Below are 17,749 nucleotides of genomic sequence, written 5' to 3' on the forward strand. Positions count from 1 at the left end.
TTGTAACTGCGGCCGGGAATGGAGAATCGGGAATCGGGAATCGTAAAAGCGGGCCGCTTTGCGCAGTAAGGGCTCCGGTCACCGGATCATGCTCTCCCGATTCCCGATTCCCGATTCCCCACTCCCGATTCCCCGCCCCTCACCGCTCAAACTTCGTTGACAAAATGATCGACGTCGTCGTGCGCTCGACGCCGTCGATCGCGCCGATGGCGTCGGTGAGTACGTCCATCTCGTTGACGCCGCCGACCACGCCCAGGGCGATCAGGTCGTAGGCGCCGCTGACCGAGTGCAGCAGGCGCACCTGCGGGATGTCGCGCAGCGCCTTGACCACGGCCGGCATCTTCTTGGGCAGTACGGTGATCAGGATATGCGCGCGGATGCGGCCCTGTTCGTAGGCGTCGTGGGTGCGCACGGTATAGCCGCTGATCACGCCGTCGCGTTCGAGTTTTTCGATCCGGCTCTGCACGGTGGTACGCGACAGCCCGAGCCGGCGCGCAATCTGCGCGGTGGAGGCGCGCGCGTCCTCGCGCAGCAGCGACAGCAGGCGTTCGTCGGAGGGAGTGATTTTCACTTTTGCCCAATTGGTTCGTCGATCCGACGAAAATACCCGACTTCCTGCCCGGATTCACGCTGCCAAACGCCGATCTTCTGCCGATAATAGGAAGGGAACGCCACCTTGCAGGAGATGCGCCATGTCCGTCCTCGCCCCGCTCGCCCCGCTGCGTGCCCACGCCGGCCGCCGCCTGACCGATGGCCTGGACGATGCCAGCATCGTGCGTCTGGCCGCCAACCACCCGGATCTTGCACGTGCCATCGACGCCGCGGCCGCCGAGTACGCGCAGGTGCGCGCGGAGGCCGCCGACCTGCTGGACCTGGACGAAGACGCCCAGATCGGTGCGGTGCAGGACGGCTTCATCAATTTCTATGCCGACGATGCGGTAACCCCCTACGTGGCGCTGGCCGCGCGCGGGCCCTGGGTGATCACGCTCAAGGGCGCGGTGCTGTACGACGCCGGCGGCTACGGCATGCTCGGCTTCGGCCACACCCCCGCGCCGGTGCTCGAGGCGATGGCGCGTCCGCAGGTGATGGCCAACGTGATGACCCCCAGCCTGGCGCAGCGCCGGCTCGACCGCGCCCTGCGCGCCGAGATCGGCCATACCCGCGGCGGCTGTCCGTTCGCACGCTTCATGTGTCTCAACTCCGGCTCCGAAGCGGTCGGTCTGGCCGCGCGCATCGTCGATACCAACGCCAAGCTGCACACCGACCCGGGCGCGCGCCACGCTGGTGCCAGCATCAAGCGCGTGGTGGTCAAGGGCAGCTTCCATGGCCGTACCGACCGCCCCGGCCTGTATTCCGATTCCAGCCGCAAGACCTACACCAAGTACCTGGCCAGCTACCGCGACGAAGACTCGGTGATCGCGATCGCGCCGTACGACGTGGCGGCGCTGCAGCGCACCTTCGACGAGGCCGCGCGCAATCACTGGTTCATCGAGGCAGTGTTCCTGGAGCCGGTGATGGGCGAAGGCGACCCTGGCCGCGCATTGCCGGCCGCGTTCTATGCCGCAGCGCGCGAACTGACCCGCCTGCATGGCAGCCTGCTGCTGGTGGATTCGATCCAGGCCGGTCTGCGCGCGCACGGCGTGCTGTCGGTGGTGGATTACCCCGGCTTCGAGCAGCTCGACCCGCCGGACCTGGAGACCTATTCCAAGGCGCTCAACGCTGCGCAATACCCGCTGTCGGTACTGGCAGTGACCGAACACGCCGCGCAGGTGTACCGCAAGGGCACCTACGGCAACACCATGACCACCAATCCGCGTGCGCTGGATGTCGCCTGCGCCACGCTGGCGTTGTTCACCCCGCAGGTGCGCGAGAACATCCGCACCCGCGGCGCGCAGGCGATCGCCAAGCTGGAAGCACTGCAGTCCGAGCTGGGCGGTTTGATCACCAAGGTGCAGGGAACCGGCTTGCTGTTCTCCTGCGAGCTGGCGCCGCAATTCAAGTGCTATGGCGCCGGTTCCACCGAAGAGTGGTTGCGCCATCATGGCGTCAACGTCATCCATGGCGGCGAGAATTCGCTGCGCTTCACCCCGCACTTTGCGATGGACGAAGACGAACTCGATCTGCTGGTCGGCTTGATCGCGCGTGCGCTGAAGGAAGGTCCGCGCCAGACCCAGGCCGAGGCCGCCTGAGAGCCAGCGACAGGACGTGGCGAGCCGTCCTCATGTGGTAGCGGACGGTGCGCAGTAACTTCGGTATCCGAGCGGTAAACGCTGAATCCCAGCACCGGCCGCGCCCACCTGTAGGTGAGCGCCATGGTTTTGCGAGCCGCTTTAAGCCAAGGCGACGCAGGCGGTACTTGCGCGCCTCGGACAGGTGCGCGGCCGCCCCGAAGCTCACCGCGCGCCCTTGCTGTCGCGGCGATGTGCTGCCCGGCCGGTCAGATCGGCACGGCGCTCAGCTTGCGGCGCAGGTAATTGGTCACGGCCCGGCGTGGCGACTTGCCGCGCCAGGACGCCCAGCACAGGTGCGAGCCCACCGCGACGGTGCCGCCACGGTGACCGAGCCCGAACCAGGTGCGATCCGGATGGAACGCATCGCGCGCCGGGAACACGATGCCGGCAAACTCGCCGGCGTGCGCGTTGTAGAAACGCGTCAGCCCGCGCGGGCCGGAGATCATCGGAATCTGCCGGTGGTCTTCCAGCGTCTCAGGCGCATGCGTGGTGAAGATGTGCTCGATGAAGGCGCGCCAGAACGGATGCCCTGCCTCCGAGCCGAACACGGCGTTGCCGATCTTGAACTGCTCGTTGCCGGGCGCGCCCTCTTCGATCGGCAGCACGCATTGCTGTGCCAGTACGTCAGCGCCAAGCGTGCGCAGCAGCTTGTAGTCGGTGTCGAAATAGAACCCACCGTAGCTGTGCATATAGGCGCAGCGCGCGATGTCGGCCTTCATCACGCCGAAGCGTATCGCCTCGTAGCGGTCGGCGAATTCCGGGAACGCGCGCCGCATCAGTGCGGAGTTGTCGGCGTCGTCCCAGACATGGCAGGTCCAGCCCGGCAACAGCCGCTGCAGGCGGGCCTGGATCTTGCGCTCTTCCCAAAGCAGGTGCTTGGTCGGCGCAGTGAGATGGAACACGTGGGGGATCATGGGGGCTTCTCGGGGCTGGGGGAACCAGACCTCCATCGAAGCACCGCACCAAAAAGCGGCTACCCGGATGGAGCTCCGGCTAGCCACAACAGTAGTCCCATTATTAGTGTGACGTAATTCACAATTTTAAATGGTTACGCCTACCGCCGATTTGCACGATCAATCCACAACCGAAGTTCGCTCACAGCCTCCTTATCCCGCACGGCTGGCCTCGCCACGCTGCTGTCATCTCAGCTCACTCCCAGCACCGGTCCGCGCGTCCCTTCAGGGTTGCGCTGCGCGGGCAATCGCGCGGTGCGATGCGCTCGGCTTCCTGCTCTACCAGCCGCTTGCCGCCATCGCTGCCGCGCTCCAGCTCGAATGCATCGTAGAGACGTCCGGTGGCGGTGCGCGACTCGTAACGCAACTTCTGGTTGTCGATGCGAAGCACCTGATAGAGCTGGGTGTCTTCGCCGACCGGACGCATGGTCTTGCGCGCCATGTCCGAGAGACGGTACTGCTTGGGCCCGGCCACCGAGACCACGAACACCGGCGTCGCCTGCCCTGCGTCATCGCCGCGCCGGCCGTAGGTGTGGTCGTGGCCCTGCAGCACCAGATCGACCTTGTGGCGGCGGATCACCGGCAGCACCTGCTCGACCAGCTTCTGGTTCTCGCGATCGGCGCGCGGGGAAAAGAACGGCTGGTGGATCAGCACGATCGACCACGGATGCGGGTTGTCGGCCAGCACCGTGTCCAGCCACTGCGCCTGTGCCGGGCCGGTGCCCAGATCCAGCACCGAGGTGCCGTCCAGCACGGCGATGCGCACGCCCTGATAGTCGAACCAGTAGCTGGTGCGCGCCGTGGCCGACGGCCCGTTGCGCGGCAGGGCGAAGGCCACCGGCCAGTGGTTGCCGAGCGTGCGCGTGGCCTGCGGGGTGTCCTCGCCCTCTTCGTGATATTCGTGATTGCCCGGCGCCGGTGCCACTGCGGTGCCTTCCAGCAACCAGCGCCCGGCTTCGAACCACTCGGCCCACTCGTTGTCGTCCTGGCCGTCCTTGCCGCTGACCAGGTCGCCGGCGAACAGGGCCAGCCGCGCGTCCGGTGCGCTGCGCCAGGCCTGGCGGATCACCCGCGAGACCAGGCTGAGGTTCTTGTTCTGGGTGTCGCCGAAGTACAGCAGCGTCAGCGGTGTGTCGGCGCTGGCGGCGGTGCGGAAATGATTCCACGCGCCCCAGGTGCGGTTGCCCTGCACGCGGTAGGCGTACAGCGTGTCCGGCTTCAGCCCGTCGATGTCGGCGCGGTGGTGGTGCGAGCTGCCGTTTTCGCTGGCCAGCGTGGCGGTGCTGGCACGGATGCGGCGCGGCGTACCCACGTCGGGCGAGTCGCCGGCAACCACCAGTTCCAGCCACGGCTGGTCGACGCTGGCATCGGTACGCCAGGCCACTGCGAAACCGGTCGCCGCCGCCTGCGCGGGCGTGGCGACGATGCGGTCCGGGAAGCCATCGGCAACATAGTGGGTGGAACCCGCCGGCACCTGGGTATTCGGTTCGGCGGCGCGCTCGGCGGCAAACGCCCGCGTGCCTGCCATCGCCCCCAGCAACAGCGCTGCAGACAGCGCCGCACGTGCCGCGCTCATGGCGCGCACTCTTTCAGGCGCAGCGTGCGCGCGATATCGCGCCAGTCGAATGCCGCCACCGCCTGGTCGTCATGCAAGGCGTAGAACACCCCGCCCGGAAAGCGCGCATCGCCGCGTTGATCCAGCCACACGCCGTCGGTATTGGCAGTCACCCGGCCAGCGAAGGCACCGACATGCGCCAGGCTCTGGCGATCGAATACCTGGAACACGCTGCGGTCCTTGAACTGATCGGTGGCGATCCAGTAGCCGCTGCCGTCCTTGCACGCAAACAGCGTCATGCCTTCGGCCTGCGCCTTGAACAGGCCGCTGCCAACATTGCGGCCGCGGTAGCGTCCGTCCATGCCGTATTCGCGCAACTGCGTGCCCACGGCGACGTCTTCTTCGGCAATCATCAGGCGCGCATGCGCTTCATCGCCGAACACCGACTCGGCAATGCGCACTGCGCCCGCGTCGCTGGTATCGCCGAAGCTCTGCGTCAGCCGCGATTGCCAGCCCTGCCCTGCGTTGTTCAATTGATAGCGACGAAAGCGTTGACCGAGTTCGGCCAGCGGCGGTGGCACATCCTTGTTGGCCGGCGACATGTAGTTGTCGCTGACCACCACCTCGTAGCCGCCATCGTGCTTGCGCACCCACAGGCCGTAGGGTTCGCGCAATTCGTCCTGGCCGAAGCTGGTCAGCGGCTTGAAGTCGGGCAGCGAGAACACCTGCACACGGCGGTTGTCGCGCTCGACCACGAACACCAGATCGTCGACCACCGAAATCCCGTTCGGGCGATCCAGCTTGCCCAGCGCCTTGCCCTTGCCGCCGACCACGCGCAGGCGCTTGCCGCTATCGCCATCGAACACCACCAGCGCATGCGTGGCCTTGGCGGTGGCGATCAACCAGCGGCTGCCATCGGGCGCACTCCAGCTGGCCGGCGAATCCAGATTGTCGGCCGGGGTCAGCGCGGTGATAAAGGCCTCCGGCACCACCTGGTGCGCCACCTTGGCCTCGCTGAGCAAGGGGTCTTTCAGCAATGCCTCGTCGGCCTCGCGGTCGACCGGTGCGCTGGCGCAGGCGGTCAGCGCCAGCGCGCTGGCGAGCAGCGTGGTGTGGAGTAACGTTGTGTGGAGCCGCGTGCGCGTTGCGATCACAGTGCCACCTTCAGGCCGAGCGCATAGGTGCGGCCGTATTCTTCGTTCTGCAGCGTGCGCGAGGGCACGCCCTGGTACAGCTCCAGCGGTTCGTCCAGCAGGTTCTGCGCTTCCAGATACAGGCTGACATGGCTGTTGAATTGATAGTTCATGCTGAAATCCAGCTGGGTATGCGGGGCGACATAGATATCGTACGCGCGGCTTTCGCCGATGGTGTCCAGGTACTCGCTGCGGTACACCGCCGCAACCCGCGCACTGAAGCCGTATTTTTCGTAGCCCAGGTGGCCGCTGTAGATGCGCTTGGACGAGCGCGGCAAGGTGAAGTCCTCGCCGGCGCGATCGCTCAGGCCGGGATCGAAGTCGCTGTCCAGCACGGTGGCGCTGGCGCCGACCAGCAGTCCGTTCCAGCCTTCGGGCAGGAAGTCCAGCGCCTGCTGCCAGTTGAATTCGGCGCCGCGCACCTTGGCGGTGTCGCCGTTGATCGAGCGCGTGACCTGCAGGTCGGGGAACTCGGCATCGTTGGTGCTGATGGTCTGCACGATGTAGTCGTCGATCGACTTGTTGAACACGCCCAGCGAGATCAGGCCGGTGCTGCCGATGTATTTTTCGAACGACAGGTCCAGGTTGGTGGAGCGATACGGATCGAGATCGGGGTTGCCGACGTTCACCTCGTTGTCGCCACGATTGATGCTCACGCGCGGGGAGACATCGCCGAACGCAGGCCGCGACAAGGTCTTGTTGGCGGCAAACCGCAGCACCCAGTCGTTGCCGGTGTCGTAGCGCAGATGCAGGCCAGGCAGCACGTTGGTGTAGCTGCTGGAGGCTTCGCGCGGCGTCACCGTGGCAGTGCGGCCGTTCTCGGCCACGTCGACCTGATTGCCGGTGGCGTCGAACTGGGTGTTTTCCACACGTACACCGGCAATCGCGCGCAGCGCGCCGATGTCCCAGGTGCCCATCACATAGGTGGCGAACACGTCTTCGGTGGCCTTGTAGTCGTCCTGCAGCGAGGTCTGCAGATTGCCGCCGACATCCTGCGGGCGTGCGCTGTACAGATTGCCGGAGGTGTTCCAGTAACGGCGCATGCCGTCCGAGCCGATGCTTTCGCCCAGGGTGCCGCCGCGGTGTTCCGGCGCGGCGGTGGTCCAGTCGCTCAGATCGATCGCCGGCCCGCGACGCAGCTCGCTTTCGTCCACATTGACATCGCGCTCGCGCCAGCGGCCGAGCACACCCATCTTCAGGCTGGAATGCTCGCCGTCGAAGCGCACGTTGATCTGCGCGCTGCGCTCGCTGTCGTCCACCCGCTTGGGCGCAAGCACGAAGCGGTCGAACACGAAATCGTCGTTGCTCTGCCAGCCGTTGTCGGAAAAGCCAAGGCGCGGAATGCCGCTGTTCTGGTCGACCGTGGCCGACAGGTCGTCGCCGTCATAGTTGAAGCGCGCTTCCATCTCGTCGTTCACGCGCTCGGTGGTCTTGGTGTAGCCCAGCTTGTAATCCACCGTGGCCGCGCTCAGACGGTTTTCACCGCCCACGCTCAAGGCCATGGTGTCCTCCTTCTTGGTGCGATAGCGCACGCGCTTGGAGATGGAATCGGCCGGCAGGTCGGCCACCTCGTAGGTGCCATCGCCATTGGCGCTGACCTGCCCATCGGCCAGGCCGAAGATGGTGCGCTGGCGCGTTTCGGCATCGTCGAAGCGGCTGTACAGCGTGCGCAGGTAATAGCGGTTGTCCGCGTCCGGGCGCCAGTCCAGATTGAGGTTGGCGCCCATGCGGGTGCGCTCGATGAAGTACTTGCGGCGCTGCACCTCGCCGGCGAACAGATCGTCGGCCGCACCGCCGTCGAAGCTGTCGTAGGCCACCTCGGTATTGTCGGATTCGAATTCGCGGTCCTGGTAGTTCACGCCCACTGCGACGCCGAAGGTGCCGTCGAAGATATCGCTGTAGTTGAACGCGCCCTTCGGGCTGGTCTTGCCCGACAGCGACTGGTGGCTGCCTTCGACCGAGCCGCGCAGCGTGCGGCCATCGCGATCGAACGCGGAGGTGGACTCGACCTGGATCGCACCGCCGATGGAATCGCCCGGCATGTCCGGGGTCGGCGACTTGACCACCTTCAGGCGTTCGGTGGAGTCGGACGGAATCACGTCCAGCGGTGCCGAGCGCGTGCCGTCTTCCGGCGTGCCCATGGTCATGCCGTCGATGGTGACGCTGTTGAGCGCCGAATCCAGGCCGCGGATCACCACGAAGCGGCCCTCACCCTGATCGCGGGTGACGCTGACGCCGGGCAGGCGCTGCAAGGATTCTGCAACATTCTTGTCGGGGTAACGGCCCATCGCATCGGAGGCCACGGCATCCTGGATCGCATCGGAGCCACGCTTGAGATCGACTGCGCGCACCTGCGATTCCACCTGCGGGCGTACTTCCAGACGCTCCAGATCGATGGCCGCCGCGCCGGACGCACCGGTGGCAGCTGCCGCACCCTCGGCCGCCTGTGCAAGCGGGCTCCACGCGGCCGCCGCCAACGTCAGCGTGATCGCCAGGCACAGCGGAGTCTTGTTCAACACGGGTGCTTCCCCAATCGGTTAAGAATGGGTGGGCACACTATGTCTACGACGTTTCACTGACATGACATATGCAAGCGCGATCACGCGCAATGTGTGGCGACGCTGCCGCCGGCTGCGGCACACTGTGGGTCTCTCCCGCCTGTCGCTGCCCATGAAAATCGTCGAAGTGCGTCACCCCCTCGTCCAGCACAAGATCGGTCTGCTGCGCGATGCCGCCTTGAGCACCAAGGGCTTCCGCGAACTGGTCACCGAGCTGGGCACCCTGCTGGCCTACGAGGCCACCGCCAATCTGGACACCGAATCGCACGTGCAACCCGGCTGGGCCGGCCCGGTGACCGTGCAGCGGATTGCCGGCGCAAAAATCACCCTGGTACCGATCCTGCGCGCAGGGTTGGGCATGCTGCCCGGCGTGCTGGCGCTGATCCCGGCCGCGCGCGTGAGCGTGGTCGGCCTGCAGCGCGACGAAGAAACCCTGCAGCCGGTGCCCTACTTCGAACGCCTCACCGGCCGCCTGGAAGAGCGCGATGCACTGATCCTGGACCCGATGCTGGCCACCGGCGGCACGCTGATCGCCACCATCGACATGCTCAAGCGCGCCGGTGCGCGGCGGATCAAGGGCATCTTCCTGGTCGCCGCACCGGAAGGCCTCAAGGCACTGGAAGCCGTGCATCCGGACGTGGAGGTCTACACCGCCGCGATCGACGACCACCTCAACGACAAGGGCTACATCCTGCCCGGCCTGGGCGATGCAGGCGACCGCATCTTCGGGACGCGGGTGGAGTGAGCTGCAGTGGCTTCAAGCCCCTCTGCCTGCGGGGCGAGAAGACACCGCTTGCGCGCCGTTGGCGCGCGTGCCTTGAAGCGCCCGCGCCGCAAGCGCGGGCCGGGGGCGCGCAGTGGGGGTTGGGGTGAAGGTCCGTCGAGCGAAGCAGTCGGGGAGTCACTTCTGACGGCGCGTGGCGACGCGTTTGTCATTGCCGGCATTGGTCGCTCCCCTGAGGCGCACCCTCATCCGGCACTGCGCGCCACCTTCTCCCGGTGGGAGGAGGAACAGCCGCGGCATCGGGCATTGCGTTGAAAAACGCACGCCCTACCGCGTCGACGCCTCGATCGCCGCACTCACATACACCAGCGGCGCATTCCAGTTGATCGCCACCTCGTTGCTGGCGTAACTGCAGGTGTTGTCCAGGTACGACAGTGCCGGCAGCCTGGAGGGATACGCCACCTTGCAGTCCTTGGCGTCCTGCTGGCCCGGTTGCGGACCACCGGCCAGCCAGCCCGGCACCGGGGCGTCGATGCCGTCGGCCTCGGAGGGGCGGTGGTGGATATGCATCGGGCTGCGTAGCCCCACACCCGTGACGAACGACAGGCCCAACGGATTGCGCCCCAGGATGTAATCCAGCTGCGACTGCGCGGCATCCAGATACGGCCGCTGCCGGGTCAGCCGATAGCCCTGCATCAGCATCATCGCGCGGTTGAGCACCACCGCATTGCTGCCCCACACGAAGTCGGTGTCGGTCATCGCCAGACGCCAGGGCGAGGCCTGCCACTCATCGGCAAGACGCTGCGCCAGGCCGGTGATCTCACGGGTGATGCGTGCGCGATCGGCATGCGGGGTGAGCGTGTCGCGATGTTCGGCCAGCGACATCCAGGCCAGGCCGCCGACGTTGCTCCAGCCCGGCACGCTCGCCGGTACGTTGCGCGCAATCATTGCGTCGTAGAAGCCGTCCTCGCGCGTGCTCACGTACAGCTCGGCCGCAGCCCAGGCGAATTCGTCGTCTACCTGCGCATCGTCATAGCCGCCGGTGCGTACGTCGTCGGGCTGGCGATAGATCACATCCGGGTGTTGCTGCGCCCACGCCCAGGCACTGCGCGCGGCGTTCAACATGCGCGCCGATGCGCCCGGATACTGCTTGTCGAACGGCGCATAGACGCGGCTGGCTGCCGCCATCACTGCGGCGAAATCCAGCGTGGCGGCGGTGGCCTTCATCACCACATAGCGTTGTTGCGTGGCCTGCGCGGGCATCACCAGTCCGTCGAACTGCTTGTCGGTGAGCTTGTGGTACACGCCACCGTCGGCCGGTTCCTGCATGGCCAGCATCCATTCCAGATTCCACCAGGTCTCCTGCAGGATGCCGGGCACGCCGGGCGCGTCGTCGGGGATGGTCAGGGCCTGCGCCTTGAACAGCGCCGGGTACTGCTCATAGGCGGCCAGCAAGGTGTAGGTGCTGATGCCAGAATTGACGATGTACTTGTTGTAGTCGCCGGCGTCGTACCAGCCCTTGGGCGCACTGATCACGCTGTCGGCCGGGCGCGTGGCCGATGCCGCCGAAGGATGGATGCGCACCTGCGTATCCGGATGCCCGGCCGCGCGCGCATACGGCCCGGCGAACTGCGCCGGCAGCGCGGTGCTGGCGCGATTGAAATAGAACGCCTTCAGCGATGCGTCGAGCACGGGCCGATACGCGCTGGCCGCGATCGGGAACGGATCCGATGCCTGCAGCCCATCGACCTTCAACCGATACGTGCCGGCTGTACGCACGCTGGAAAAATCCGCCACCCGCGCCTGCTGCCCGGCCGGCGCCCACAGCGCGGCGGCCTGCAGCCTGCCCTCCAGCACCTGGCGGCCCTGCGCATCCTCGACCGTGAAACGGTCCGCAGTGGGCGCCGCGCCTTGCGGCAATCCGAGCACCGCAAGCTTGGCGGAACCCGGCAGATAGCCGAGCTGATTGACGTGGATGGCAGCGCCCGTTGCCGCTGCGGTCTTGTCGCCGGTGGTGTCGGCCGCGCAGGCGGCGATGGGCGATGCGATCACCATGCCGGTGAGCAGAGTCTGGAAAATGTTCATGTCGCGATGGTCGCTGCATTGGCGCAGGGCGACAAGTCCAATCCAGGCATAGGCAACCGCGTGGAAATGCATCGCTGCAGCCGCGTGCCTGCATCGATGGAGGCGAGCACCTGCGGCCAACCGCGGCATCGCGCAGGCCATGCCATGGCACGGCGCGGCAGATGCGACAGGCAACACCCGCTGCCTTCCGACCATGCCTGCCCTCGCCGACGAGGACAGGCACATCTCGATCAGTTAGCCGTCAGCGCGCCGCCGCATCCAGTTGCACCTGCGCCTTGCCCACCGGGTTGCGCGGGTCGCTCCCGCCGGTGAGCACGTTGCTGCGCTTGTCCCATTCCACCGTCTGCAGGTTGCCCCAGACGTGGCTGGAACCGCGGCCGCCCTCGGCGGTGTCGCCCGGCAGCTTGAGCGCGTGACCCATCGCCTGCAGCGCCTTGGCGGTCTGTGGCGAGAACGCGTTGCTCTCGGCCTCGATCACGTCCGGCAGCCACTGGTGGTGATAGCGCGGCAAGGCGCTGACCTGCTGCGCATCCAGGCCGGCGTCGTAGCCCAGGATGCCGAGCAGCACCATGGTGATGATGCGGCTGCCACCCGGTGTGCCGATCACCGCGACCTTGTCGGCCGATTCCATGAAGGTCGGCGTCATCGAGCTGAGCATGCGCTTGCCCGGCTTGGGGGCGTTGGCCGCGTAGCCCATTACGCCGAAGGCATTGGGCGTGCCCGGCTTGAGCGCGAAGTCGTCCATCTCGTCGTTGAGCAGCACGCCGGTGCCCTTGGGGATCAGGCCCGAGCCGTACAGCAGGTTGACGGTCTGGGTGGCGCCGACGCGGTTGCCCTCGCCGTCGATGATGGAAAAGTGCGTGGTCTCGTCGTCTTCCAGCGGGGTCGGGTTGCCCGACAGCAGGTCGCTGGGCGTGGCCTTGTCCGGGTTGATCGTGGCGCGCAGGCCTTGTGCGTAATCCTTGCTGGTCAGCACGCGCTGCGGCACGGCGACAAAGTCCGGGTCGCCCAGGAAGAAGGTGCGGTCGCGGTAGGCGCGGCGCATCGCTTCCACCACCAGATGGGTACGGTGCGCATCGTCGAGCGTGTCCAGTTCCCAGCCTTCCAGGATCTGCAGCATGGCGGCGAGTGCGATACCGCCGGAGGATGGTGGCGGCGCGGTGGTGATCTTCCAGCCGCGGTAATCGAACTGGATCGGCGTGCGCTGCTTGACCCGGTACCCGGACAGCTCGGCGGCCTTCCACTGCCCGCCGGCCTGCTTGACGCCGGCCAGCAGTTTCTTGGCAGTTTCGCCCTTGTAGAAACCATCGAAGCCCTTCTCACCGAGCAGCTGCAGGGTATGCGCCAGCTCGGGCTGCTTGAAGAGGTCGCCTTCGGCAATCGGCTTGCCGCCGCGCAGATACACCTCACGCGTGCCGGGGTAACGCTCCATCACCTCGCGCCGCGAGGCATAGCCCTTGGCCATGCGCGCATACACCGGGAAGCCTTCGCTGGCGATGCGGATCGACGGCGCCAGCGACTGCTTCAGCGGCAGCCGGCCGTGCTTGGTGGCCAGCTCCACCAATGCTGCCGGCAGCCCGGGAATACCGGCCGACCAGGGGCCGTTGACCGAGCGGTCGCGGTCCAGCGCGCCCTGTTTGTCCAGGAATTGCGCCTCGCTGGCCGACTCGGGCGCGGTCTCGCGCGCGTCCAGCATCACGTCCTTGCCGGTCTTGGCATCGTGCAGCAGGAAGAAGCCGCCGCCACCCAGCCCCGAGCTGATCGGCTCGACCACCGCCAGTGTGGACGACACCGCGATCGCCGCATCGAACGCATTGCCGCCCTCGCGCAGGATCTGCAGGCCGGCGTCGGTGGCCAGCGCATGACCGCTGGCAATCGCCGCACCGGGCGGGTGCCCCGCCACCGGCGAGGTCGTGGCTGCTGCAGGCTTGGCGCCATCGGCAGCCCAGGCCGGCGGTGCCAGCACCAGGGCCAGCAGCAACAAGCCGCGCGAAGAGAAACGTCGGGAAAAGATGCTCACGGGGCGGGAGGCTCCTGTTCGTACAGTTCGGGGTGGTCGCGCTGCAGCTGCATGAGCTTGGCGAGCAGTTGATCGTGGGTTTCCGGTATCGCCGGATCCGGGTCGATGCATTCGACCGGGCACACCACCACGCATTGCGCTTCGTCGAAATGGCCCACGCACTCGGTGCAACGTGCCGGGTCGATCACGTAGATGGTTTCGCCCATCGAGATGGCCTGGTTCGGGCACGCCGGCTCGCAGACATCGCAGTTGACGCAGAGCTCGTTGATTTTCAGCGACATATCGGCACCACCATGCGATGCGGCGCGGCGCGATGCAACGCCAGGCGCTGGAACGCAACGTACTGCCGGAAGCGGACGCACGGGGCGTAGCGCGATGCACGGACAACGCCATGCGTGTGGCCGGCAACCGGTCCGAGCGGACCGGCCCCGACGGCGCGCGGGATCAGCAGCATGCTGCGATCCCGCACGGCGGCCGGACGCGCCCTCCCGCGCCTCCGGCCTGGTACGGCATTACTTGGCTTCAACGAAGGTGTATTCCACGCCCTTGGGCTGGACGATGCTCTGCACCCGCGCATTCTCGGCCGCATTGCCGATGAACAGCACGCGCACGCCCTTCATCGAATCGGCCGGCACGTCCTTGAACGCGGCGTCGATCAGGTCGGCCATCTTGGTCGAGGCGGACGAACCGAAGGCCAGCATGTTGCCCGGCTGCACGCCACGCGCGAGTGCGGTCTTGACGCTTTCCAGCTGACGCTCGTAGCTGCCGGCGAACTCGGCATCGGACTCCGGCGGCAAGTAATACAGGAACGGGCTGTTGGTGGTGGTGCCCAGGTTCTGGCCGACCACTTCCTGCAGGTACTTCTTCCAGCCGGCGTTGTCGTCCTTGGCCGGCGCGGTCAGCGCAGCCGGAGCGGCGGCGGCGGTCGGTGCCGGCTCTTCCTTCTTGCAGGCGGTGACGGCCAGAGCAGCGACCGAAGCGAGCACCAGCGCGCGCATTGTGTGTTTCATGAAACTCCTCCCTTTGAAAAGCATGTGGTGATGTGACTGCTAGAGAATCAGGCCTGCGCGCGGGACTCGCGCACCTGCCGCAAGGCTTCGACGACCGAAGCCGGAACGAAACCGGACACGTCCCCGCCCAGCCGCGCGATTTCGCGCACCAGCGAGGACGAGATGAAGCTGTACTGCTCGGCCGGGGTGAGGAACAGCGTCTCCACCTCCGGGATCAGATGGCGGTTCATGCTGGCCATCTGGAACTCGTATTCGAAGTCGGACACCGCGCGCAGGCCGCGCAACAGCACCCCGGCGCCCATGTCGCGCACGAAGTGGGCCAGCAGCGTGTCGAAGCCGCGCACTTCCACATTGGCGTGCGCGGCCAGTGCTTCCTGGGCCAGCTCCACGCGGCGCTCGAGCGGCAGGGCCGGGCCCTTGGAGGGGCTGTAGGCCACGCCGACCACCACGCGCTCGAACAACGGCGCGGCGCGGTTCACCAGATCGATATGCCCGTTGGTGATCGGGTCGAAGGTACCGGGATAGACGGCGGTGCGGCTATTGGCCACGCTCATACGGAAACTACCGGGGTCGGATCGCCGTTCAGTGTAGCAGCGGCCCGGCGGTACAGCGCATAGCGCACCTGCTGGGTGGCGCCTTCGCGGTGCAGATGCCAGCCGGCCGGCACCTGCGGCGGGACCTCGGCCGGGCCTTCCAGGTACAGCCAGGCGTCGGTGCTCAGGTGCGCGGGCAGGCGTTCCAGCACGCTGGGCCACAGCCCGGCGGCAAACGGCGGGTCGACGAACGCGATGCTGGCCTGCGCCACCGGCGCACGCTCCAGCCAGCGCAAGGCATCCTCCTGCAGCACCTGCACCTGATCGGCCGCATCCAGCCTGGTCACGTGCTGGCGCAAGCGCTGCACCAGGCCAGGGTCGCGTTCGATCAGGGTCGCGTGCGCGGCGCCGCGCGACACCGCCTCCAGGCCCAGCGCGCCCGACCCGGCAAACAGGTCCAGCACACGCGCGCCGGGCAGGCGCGGCATCAGCCAGTTGAATACCGTCTCGCGGACGCGGTCGCTGCTCGGGCGCAGGCCGGGCAGGTCCGGCACCGCCAGCTTGGTATTGCGCCAGCGCCCGCCGACGATGCGCACCTGCCCTTCCGCGGCGCGTGGCGCCGGCCGTGCGGGGCGCCTCATCGCCACGCGCCGGGTGCGGGCGAACGGATGCAGGACGGCGGCAGCGCAAATGGCGACATGGCTCAAGGCAGGACGGTTGGCCGGCCATGATACCGCCGCGATCGCCGCAACCACCCTCCCCGACCGGCACGGACGCAGACGATCTGGTGCACCCCCGCCTTGAAAAATCCCCACACGGCCTCATCCCCCAGGCCATCGGCCGCGTTGCGGCCTGGGCCACCATGGAGCACGACCCCAATGACCGTTGATACCGACAAGCAGACGCTTGGCTTCCAGACCGAGGTCAAGCAGCTGCTGCAGCTGATGATCCACTCGTTGTACTCGAACAAGGAAATCTTCCTGCGCGAGCTGGTCTCCAATGCCGCCGACGCCGCCGACAAGCTGCGTTTCGAGGCACTGGTGAAGCCGGAGCTGCTGGAAGGCGGCGGCGAGCTGCGCATCCGCGTGGACTACGACAAGGACGCGCGCACCGTTACCATCGACGACAACGGCATCGGCATGAGCCGCGAGGATGCGGTCTCGCATCTGGGCACCATCGCCAAGTCCGGCACCGCCGACTTCCTCAAGCACCTCAGCGGCGACCAGAAGAAGGACGCCAACCTGATCGGCCAGTTCGGTGTGGGCTTCTACAGCGCCTTCATCGTCGCCGACCAGGTCGACGTGTACTCGCGTCGCGCCGGCCTGCCCGCCAACGAGGGCGTGCACTGGTCTTCGCGTGGCGAAGGCGAGTTCGAGGTCGCCAGCGTCGACAAGCCCGAGCGCGGCACCCGCATCGTGCTGCACCTGAAGGACGGCGAAGACAGCTTTGCCGACGGCTGGACGCTGCGCGGCATCCTCAAGAAATACTCCGACCACATCGGCCTGCCGATCGAGATGCGCAAGGAGCACCACGGCGAACAGGCCGACGCGCCCGCCGAGCCGGAGTGGGAAGCGGTCAACCGCGCCAGCGCGCTGTGGACGCGGCCCAAGTCCGAGATCAAGGACGAGGAATACCAGGAGTTCTACAAGCACGTCGCGCATGATGCCGGCAACCCGCTGGCGTGGAGCCACAACAAGGTCGAAGGCAAGCTGGAATACACCTCGCTGCTGTTCGTGCCCGGCCGCGCCCCGTTCGACCTGTATCACCGGGATTCGGCCAAGGGCCTGAAGCTGTACGTGCAGCGCGTTTTCATCATGGACCAGGCCGAGCAGTTCCTGCCGCTGTACCTGCGTTTCATCAAGGGCGTGGTGGATTCGTCCGACCTGTCGCTCAATGTGTCGCGCGAGATCCTGCAGTCCGGCCCGGTGGTCGACTCGATGAAGTCGGCGCTGACCAAGCGCTCGCTGGACATGCTGGAGAAGCTGGCCAAGGACAAGCCGGACGACTATGCAACGTTCTGGCGCAACTTCGGCCAGGCGCTGAAGGAAGGCCCGGCCGAGGATTATGCCAACCGCGAAAAGATCGCCGGCCTGCTGCGCTTCTCCTCCACGCATGACACCACCGGCGCGCAGAGCGTGGGCCTGGCCGATTACGTGGGTCGTCTGGCCGAGGGCCAGGACAAGCTGTACTACCTCACCGGCGAGAGCTACGCGCAGATCAAGGACAGCCCGCACCTGGAAGTCTTCCGCAAGAAGGGCATCGAAGTGCTGCTGCTCACCGACCGCATCGACGAGTGGCTGATGAGCTATCTCACCGAGTTCGACGGCAAGTCGTTCGTGGATGTGGCACGCGGCGACCTGGACCTGGGCAAGCTGGATTCGGAAGAAGACAAGAAGGCGCAGGAAGAAGTCGCCAAATCCAAGGAAGGCCTGGCCTCGCGCATCAAGGCCGCCCTGGGCGACGACGTGGCCGAAGTGCGCGTCTCGCACCGCCTGACCGATTCCCCGGCAATCCTGGCCATCGGCCAGGGCGACCTGGGCCTGCAGATGCGTCAGCTGCTGGAAGCCAGCGGCCAGGCCGTGCCGGAGTCCAAGCCTGTGTTCGAATTCAACCCGGCCCACCCGCTGATCGAAAAGCTGGATGCGGAAGCCGACATGGACCGCTTCGGCGATCTGAGCCGGGTGCTGTTCGACCAGGCCGCGCTGGCCGCGGGCGACAGCCTCAAGGACCCGGCCGGGTATGTGAAGCGGTTGAATAAGTTGTTGTTGGAGTTGTCGGCGTAAGGCTTGCGACACCTTTGGTGACACACCAAGACCGGCGCATGCGCCGGTCTTTTTTTGCGTCTCTCTTCTGTCGAGCACGCCCGGTGCCTGCGCGCATCGTGCGC

General features: G+C 66.7%; 15 protein-coding genes. 3 read left to right on the forward strand and 12 right to left on the reverse strand.

All coding sequences use genetic code 11. From position 1 onward, the window contains the following. Positions 1–139: 139 nt before the first annotated feature. Complete coding sequence (locus tag AC06DU_RS12455) at positions 140–571, reverse strand: Lrp/AsnC family transcriptional regulator (RefSeq protein ID WP_016903291.1); 432 nt, start codon at positions 569–571, stop codon at positions 140–142. Positions 572–692: 121 nt separating this feature from the next. On the opposite strand from AC06DU_RS12455, the gene AC06DU_RS12460 reads away from it, so the two are divergent. Continuing rightward, positions 693–2,189 (forward strand): aminotransferase class III-fold pyridoxal phosphate-dependent enzyme, encoded by a 1,497-nt coding sequence (locus AC06DU_RS12460; protein ID WP_478202547.1) that lies wholly within the window; start codon positions 693–695, stop codon positions 2,187–2,189. A 248-nt stretch (positions 2,190–2,437) separates the two neighbouring features. Here AC06DU_RS12460 and AC06DU_RS12465 read toward each other — a convergent pair whose 3' ends face one another. From AC06DU_RS12465 to AC06DU_RS12480, 4 genes are all read right to left on the reverse strand, one after another. Next, the gene (locus AC06DU_RS12465; protein ID WP_054593023.1) at positions 2,438–3,145 is read right to left on the reverse strand and encodes a glycosyltransferase family 32 protein; all 708 of its coding nucleotides are present in this window, start codon (positions 3,143–3,145) and stop codon (positions 2,438–2,440) included. 235 nt (positions 3,146–3,380) lie between these two features. Beyond that, a complete protein-coding gene (locus tag AC06DU_RS12470; RefSeq protein WP_478202548.1) occupies positions 3,381–4,760 on the reverse strand; it encodes a purple acid phosphatase family protein in 1,380 nt (459 codons plus the stop codon). Further along, positions 4,757–5,893 (reverse strand): phytase, encoded by a 1,137-nt coding sequence (locus AC06DU_RS12475; RefSeq protein WP_478202549.1) that lies wholly within the window; start codon positions 5,891–5,893, stop codon positions 4,757–4,759. Before AC06DU_RS12475 ends, AC06DU_RS12470 begins: the two co-directional genes overlap by 4 nt. Continuing rightward, on the reverse strand, positions 5,890–8,451 hold the full coding sequence (locus AC06DU_RS12480) for a TonB-dependent receptor (protein ID WP_026064507.1): 2,562 nt from the start codon (positions 8,449–8,451) through the stop codon (positions 5,890–5,892). Before AC06DU_RS12480 ends, AC06DU_RS12475 begins: the two co-directional genes overlap by 4 nt. A gap of 151 nt (positions 8,452–8,602) precedes the next feature. Between AC06DU_RS12480 and upp the strand changes: the two genes are divergently transcribed. Next, on the forward strand, positions 8,603–9,235 hold the full coding sequence (upp, locus tag AC06DU_RS12485) for a uracil phosphoribosyltransferase (protein ID WP_024940024.1): 633 nt from the start codon (positions 8,603–8,605) through the stop codon (positions 9,233–9,235). Between the two features lie 306 nt (positions 9,236–9,541). Here upp and AC06DU_RS12490 read toward each other — a convergent pair whose 3' ends face one another. The 7 genes from AC06DU_RS12490 to rsmD form a co-directional block, all read right to left on the reverse strand. Further along, a complete protein-coding gene (locus AC06DU_RS12490) occupies positions 9,542–11,299 on the reverse strand; it encodes a glycoside hydrolase family 9 protein (RefSeq protein WP_478202550.1) in 1,758 nt (585 codons plus the stop codon). A 241-nt stretch (positions 11,300–11,540) separates the two neighbouring features. Then, the gene (ggt, locus tag AC06DU_RS12495) at positions 11,541–13,319 is read right to left on the reverse strand and encodes a gamma-glutamyltransferase (RefSeq protein ID WP_478202551.1); all 1,779 of its coding nucleotides are present in this window, start codon (positions 13,317–13,319) and stop codon (positions 11,541–11,543) included. Further along, positions 13,316–13,600 (reverse strand): YfhL family 4Fe-4S dicluster ferredoxin, encoded by a 285-nt coding sequence (locus tag AC06DU_RS12500; RefSeq protein WP_003489796.1) that lies wholly within the window; start codon positions 13,598–13,600, stop codon positions 13,316–13,318. The genes ggt and AC06DU_RS12500 overlap by 4 nt, the downstream gene beginning before the upstream one ends. Next, positions 13,591–13,773 carry a hypothetical protein gene (locus AC06DU_RS12505; protein ID WP_104569889.1) on the reverse strand — a complete coding sequence of 61 codons (183 nt, stop codon included), beginning with the start codon at positions 13,771–13,773 and terminating at the stop codon, positions 13,591–13,593. Before AC06DU_RS12505 ends, AC06DU_RS12500 begins: the two co-directional genes overlap by 10 nt. A gap of 58 nt (positions 13,774–13,831) precedes the next feature. Then, positions 13,832–14,329 (reverse strand): hypothetical protein, encoded by a 498-nt coding sequence (locus tag AC06DU_RS12510; protein ID WP_065031646.1) that lies wholly within the window; start codon positions 14,327–14,329, stop codon positions 13,832–13,834. Positions 14,330–14,376: 47 nt separating this feature from the next. Further along, positions 14,377–14,883, reverse strand: a complete 507-nt coding sequence (coaD, locus tag AC06DU_RS12515; protein WP_016903280.1) for a pantetheine-phosphate adenylyltransferase — start codon at positions 14,881–14,883, stop codon at positions 14,377–14,379. Further along, entirely contained in the window at positions 14,880–15,569 is a 690-nt protein-coding gene (gene rsmD / locus AC06DU_RS12520; RefSeq protein WP_179465652.1) for a 16S rRNA (guanine(966)-N(2))-methyltransferase RsmD, read from the reverse strand. The genes coaD and rsmD overlap by 4 nt, the downstream gene beginning before the upstream one ends. A 171-nt stretch (positions 15,570–15,740) precedes the next feature. On the opposite strand from rsmD, the gene htpG reads away from it, so the two are divergent. Further along, positions 15,741–17,645 (forward strand): molecular chaperone HtpG, encoded by a 1,905-nt coding sequence (gene htpG / locus AC06DU_RS12525; RefSeq protein WP_046343176.1) that lies wholly within the window; start codon positions 15,741–15,743, stop codon positions 17,643–17,645. Positions 17,646–17,749: the final 104 nt, after the last annotated feature.

The sequence above is a fragment of the Xanthomonas sp. NCPPB 3200 genome, assembly GCF_056393585.1.

Bases quoted from the DNA above. Each gene is read 5' to 3' on its own strand.
- AC06DU_RS12460 (WP_478202547.1), top strand. From the start codon at position 693: ATGTCCGTCCTCGCCCCGCTCGCCCCGCTGCGTGCCCACGCCGGCCGC.
- AC06DU_RS12465 (WP_054593023.1), bottom strand. From the start codon at position 3,145: ATGATCCCCCACGTGTTCCATCTCACTGCGCCGACCAAGCACCTGCTT.
- AC06DU_RS12470 (WP_478202548.1), bottom strand. From the start codon at position 4,760: ATGAGCGCGGCACGTGCGGCGCTGTCTGCAGCGCTGTTGCTGGGGGCG.
- upp (WP_024940024.1), top strand. From the start codon at position 8,603: ATGAAAATCGTCGAAGTGCGTCACCCCCTCGTCCAGCACAAGATCGGT.
- AC06DU_RS12490 (WP_478202550.1), bottom strand. From the start codon at position 11,299: ATGAACATTTTCCAGACTCTGCTCACCGGCATGGTGATCGCATCGCCC.
- AC06DU_RS12500 (WP_003489796.1), bottom strand. From the start codon at position 13,600: ATGTCGCTGAAAATCAACGAGCTCTGCGTCAACTGCGATGTCTGCGAG.
- AC06DU_RS12505 (WP_104569889.1), bottom strand. From the start codon at position 13,773: ATGCTGCTGATCCCGCGCGCCGTCGGGGCCGGTCCGCTCGGACCGGTT.
- AC06DU_RS12510 (WP_065031646.1), bottom strand. From the start codon at position 14,329: ATGAAACACACAATGCGCGCGCTGGTGCTCGCTTCGGTCGCTGCTCTG.
- coaD (WP_016903280.1), bottom strand. From the start codon at position 14,883: ATGAGCGTGGCCAATAGCCGCACCGCCGTCTATCCCGGTACCTTCGAC.
- htpG (WP_046343176.1), top strand. From the start codon at position 15,741: ATGACCGTTGATACCGACAAGCAGACGCTTGGCTTCCAGACCGAGGTC.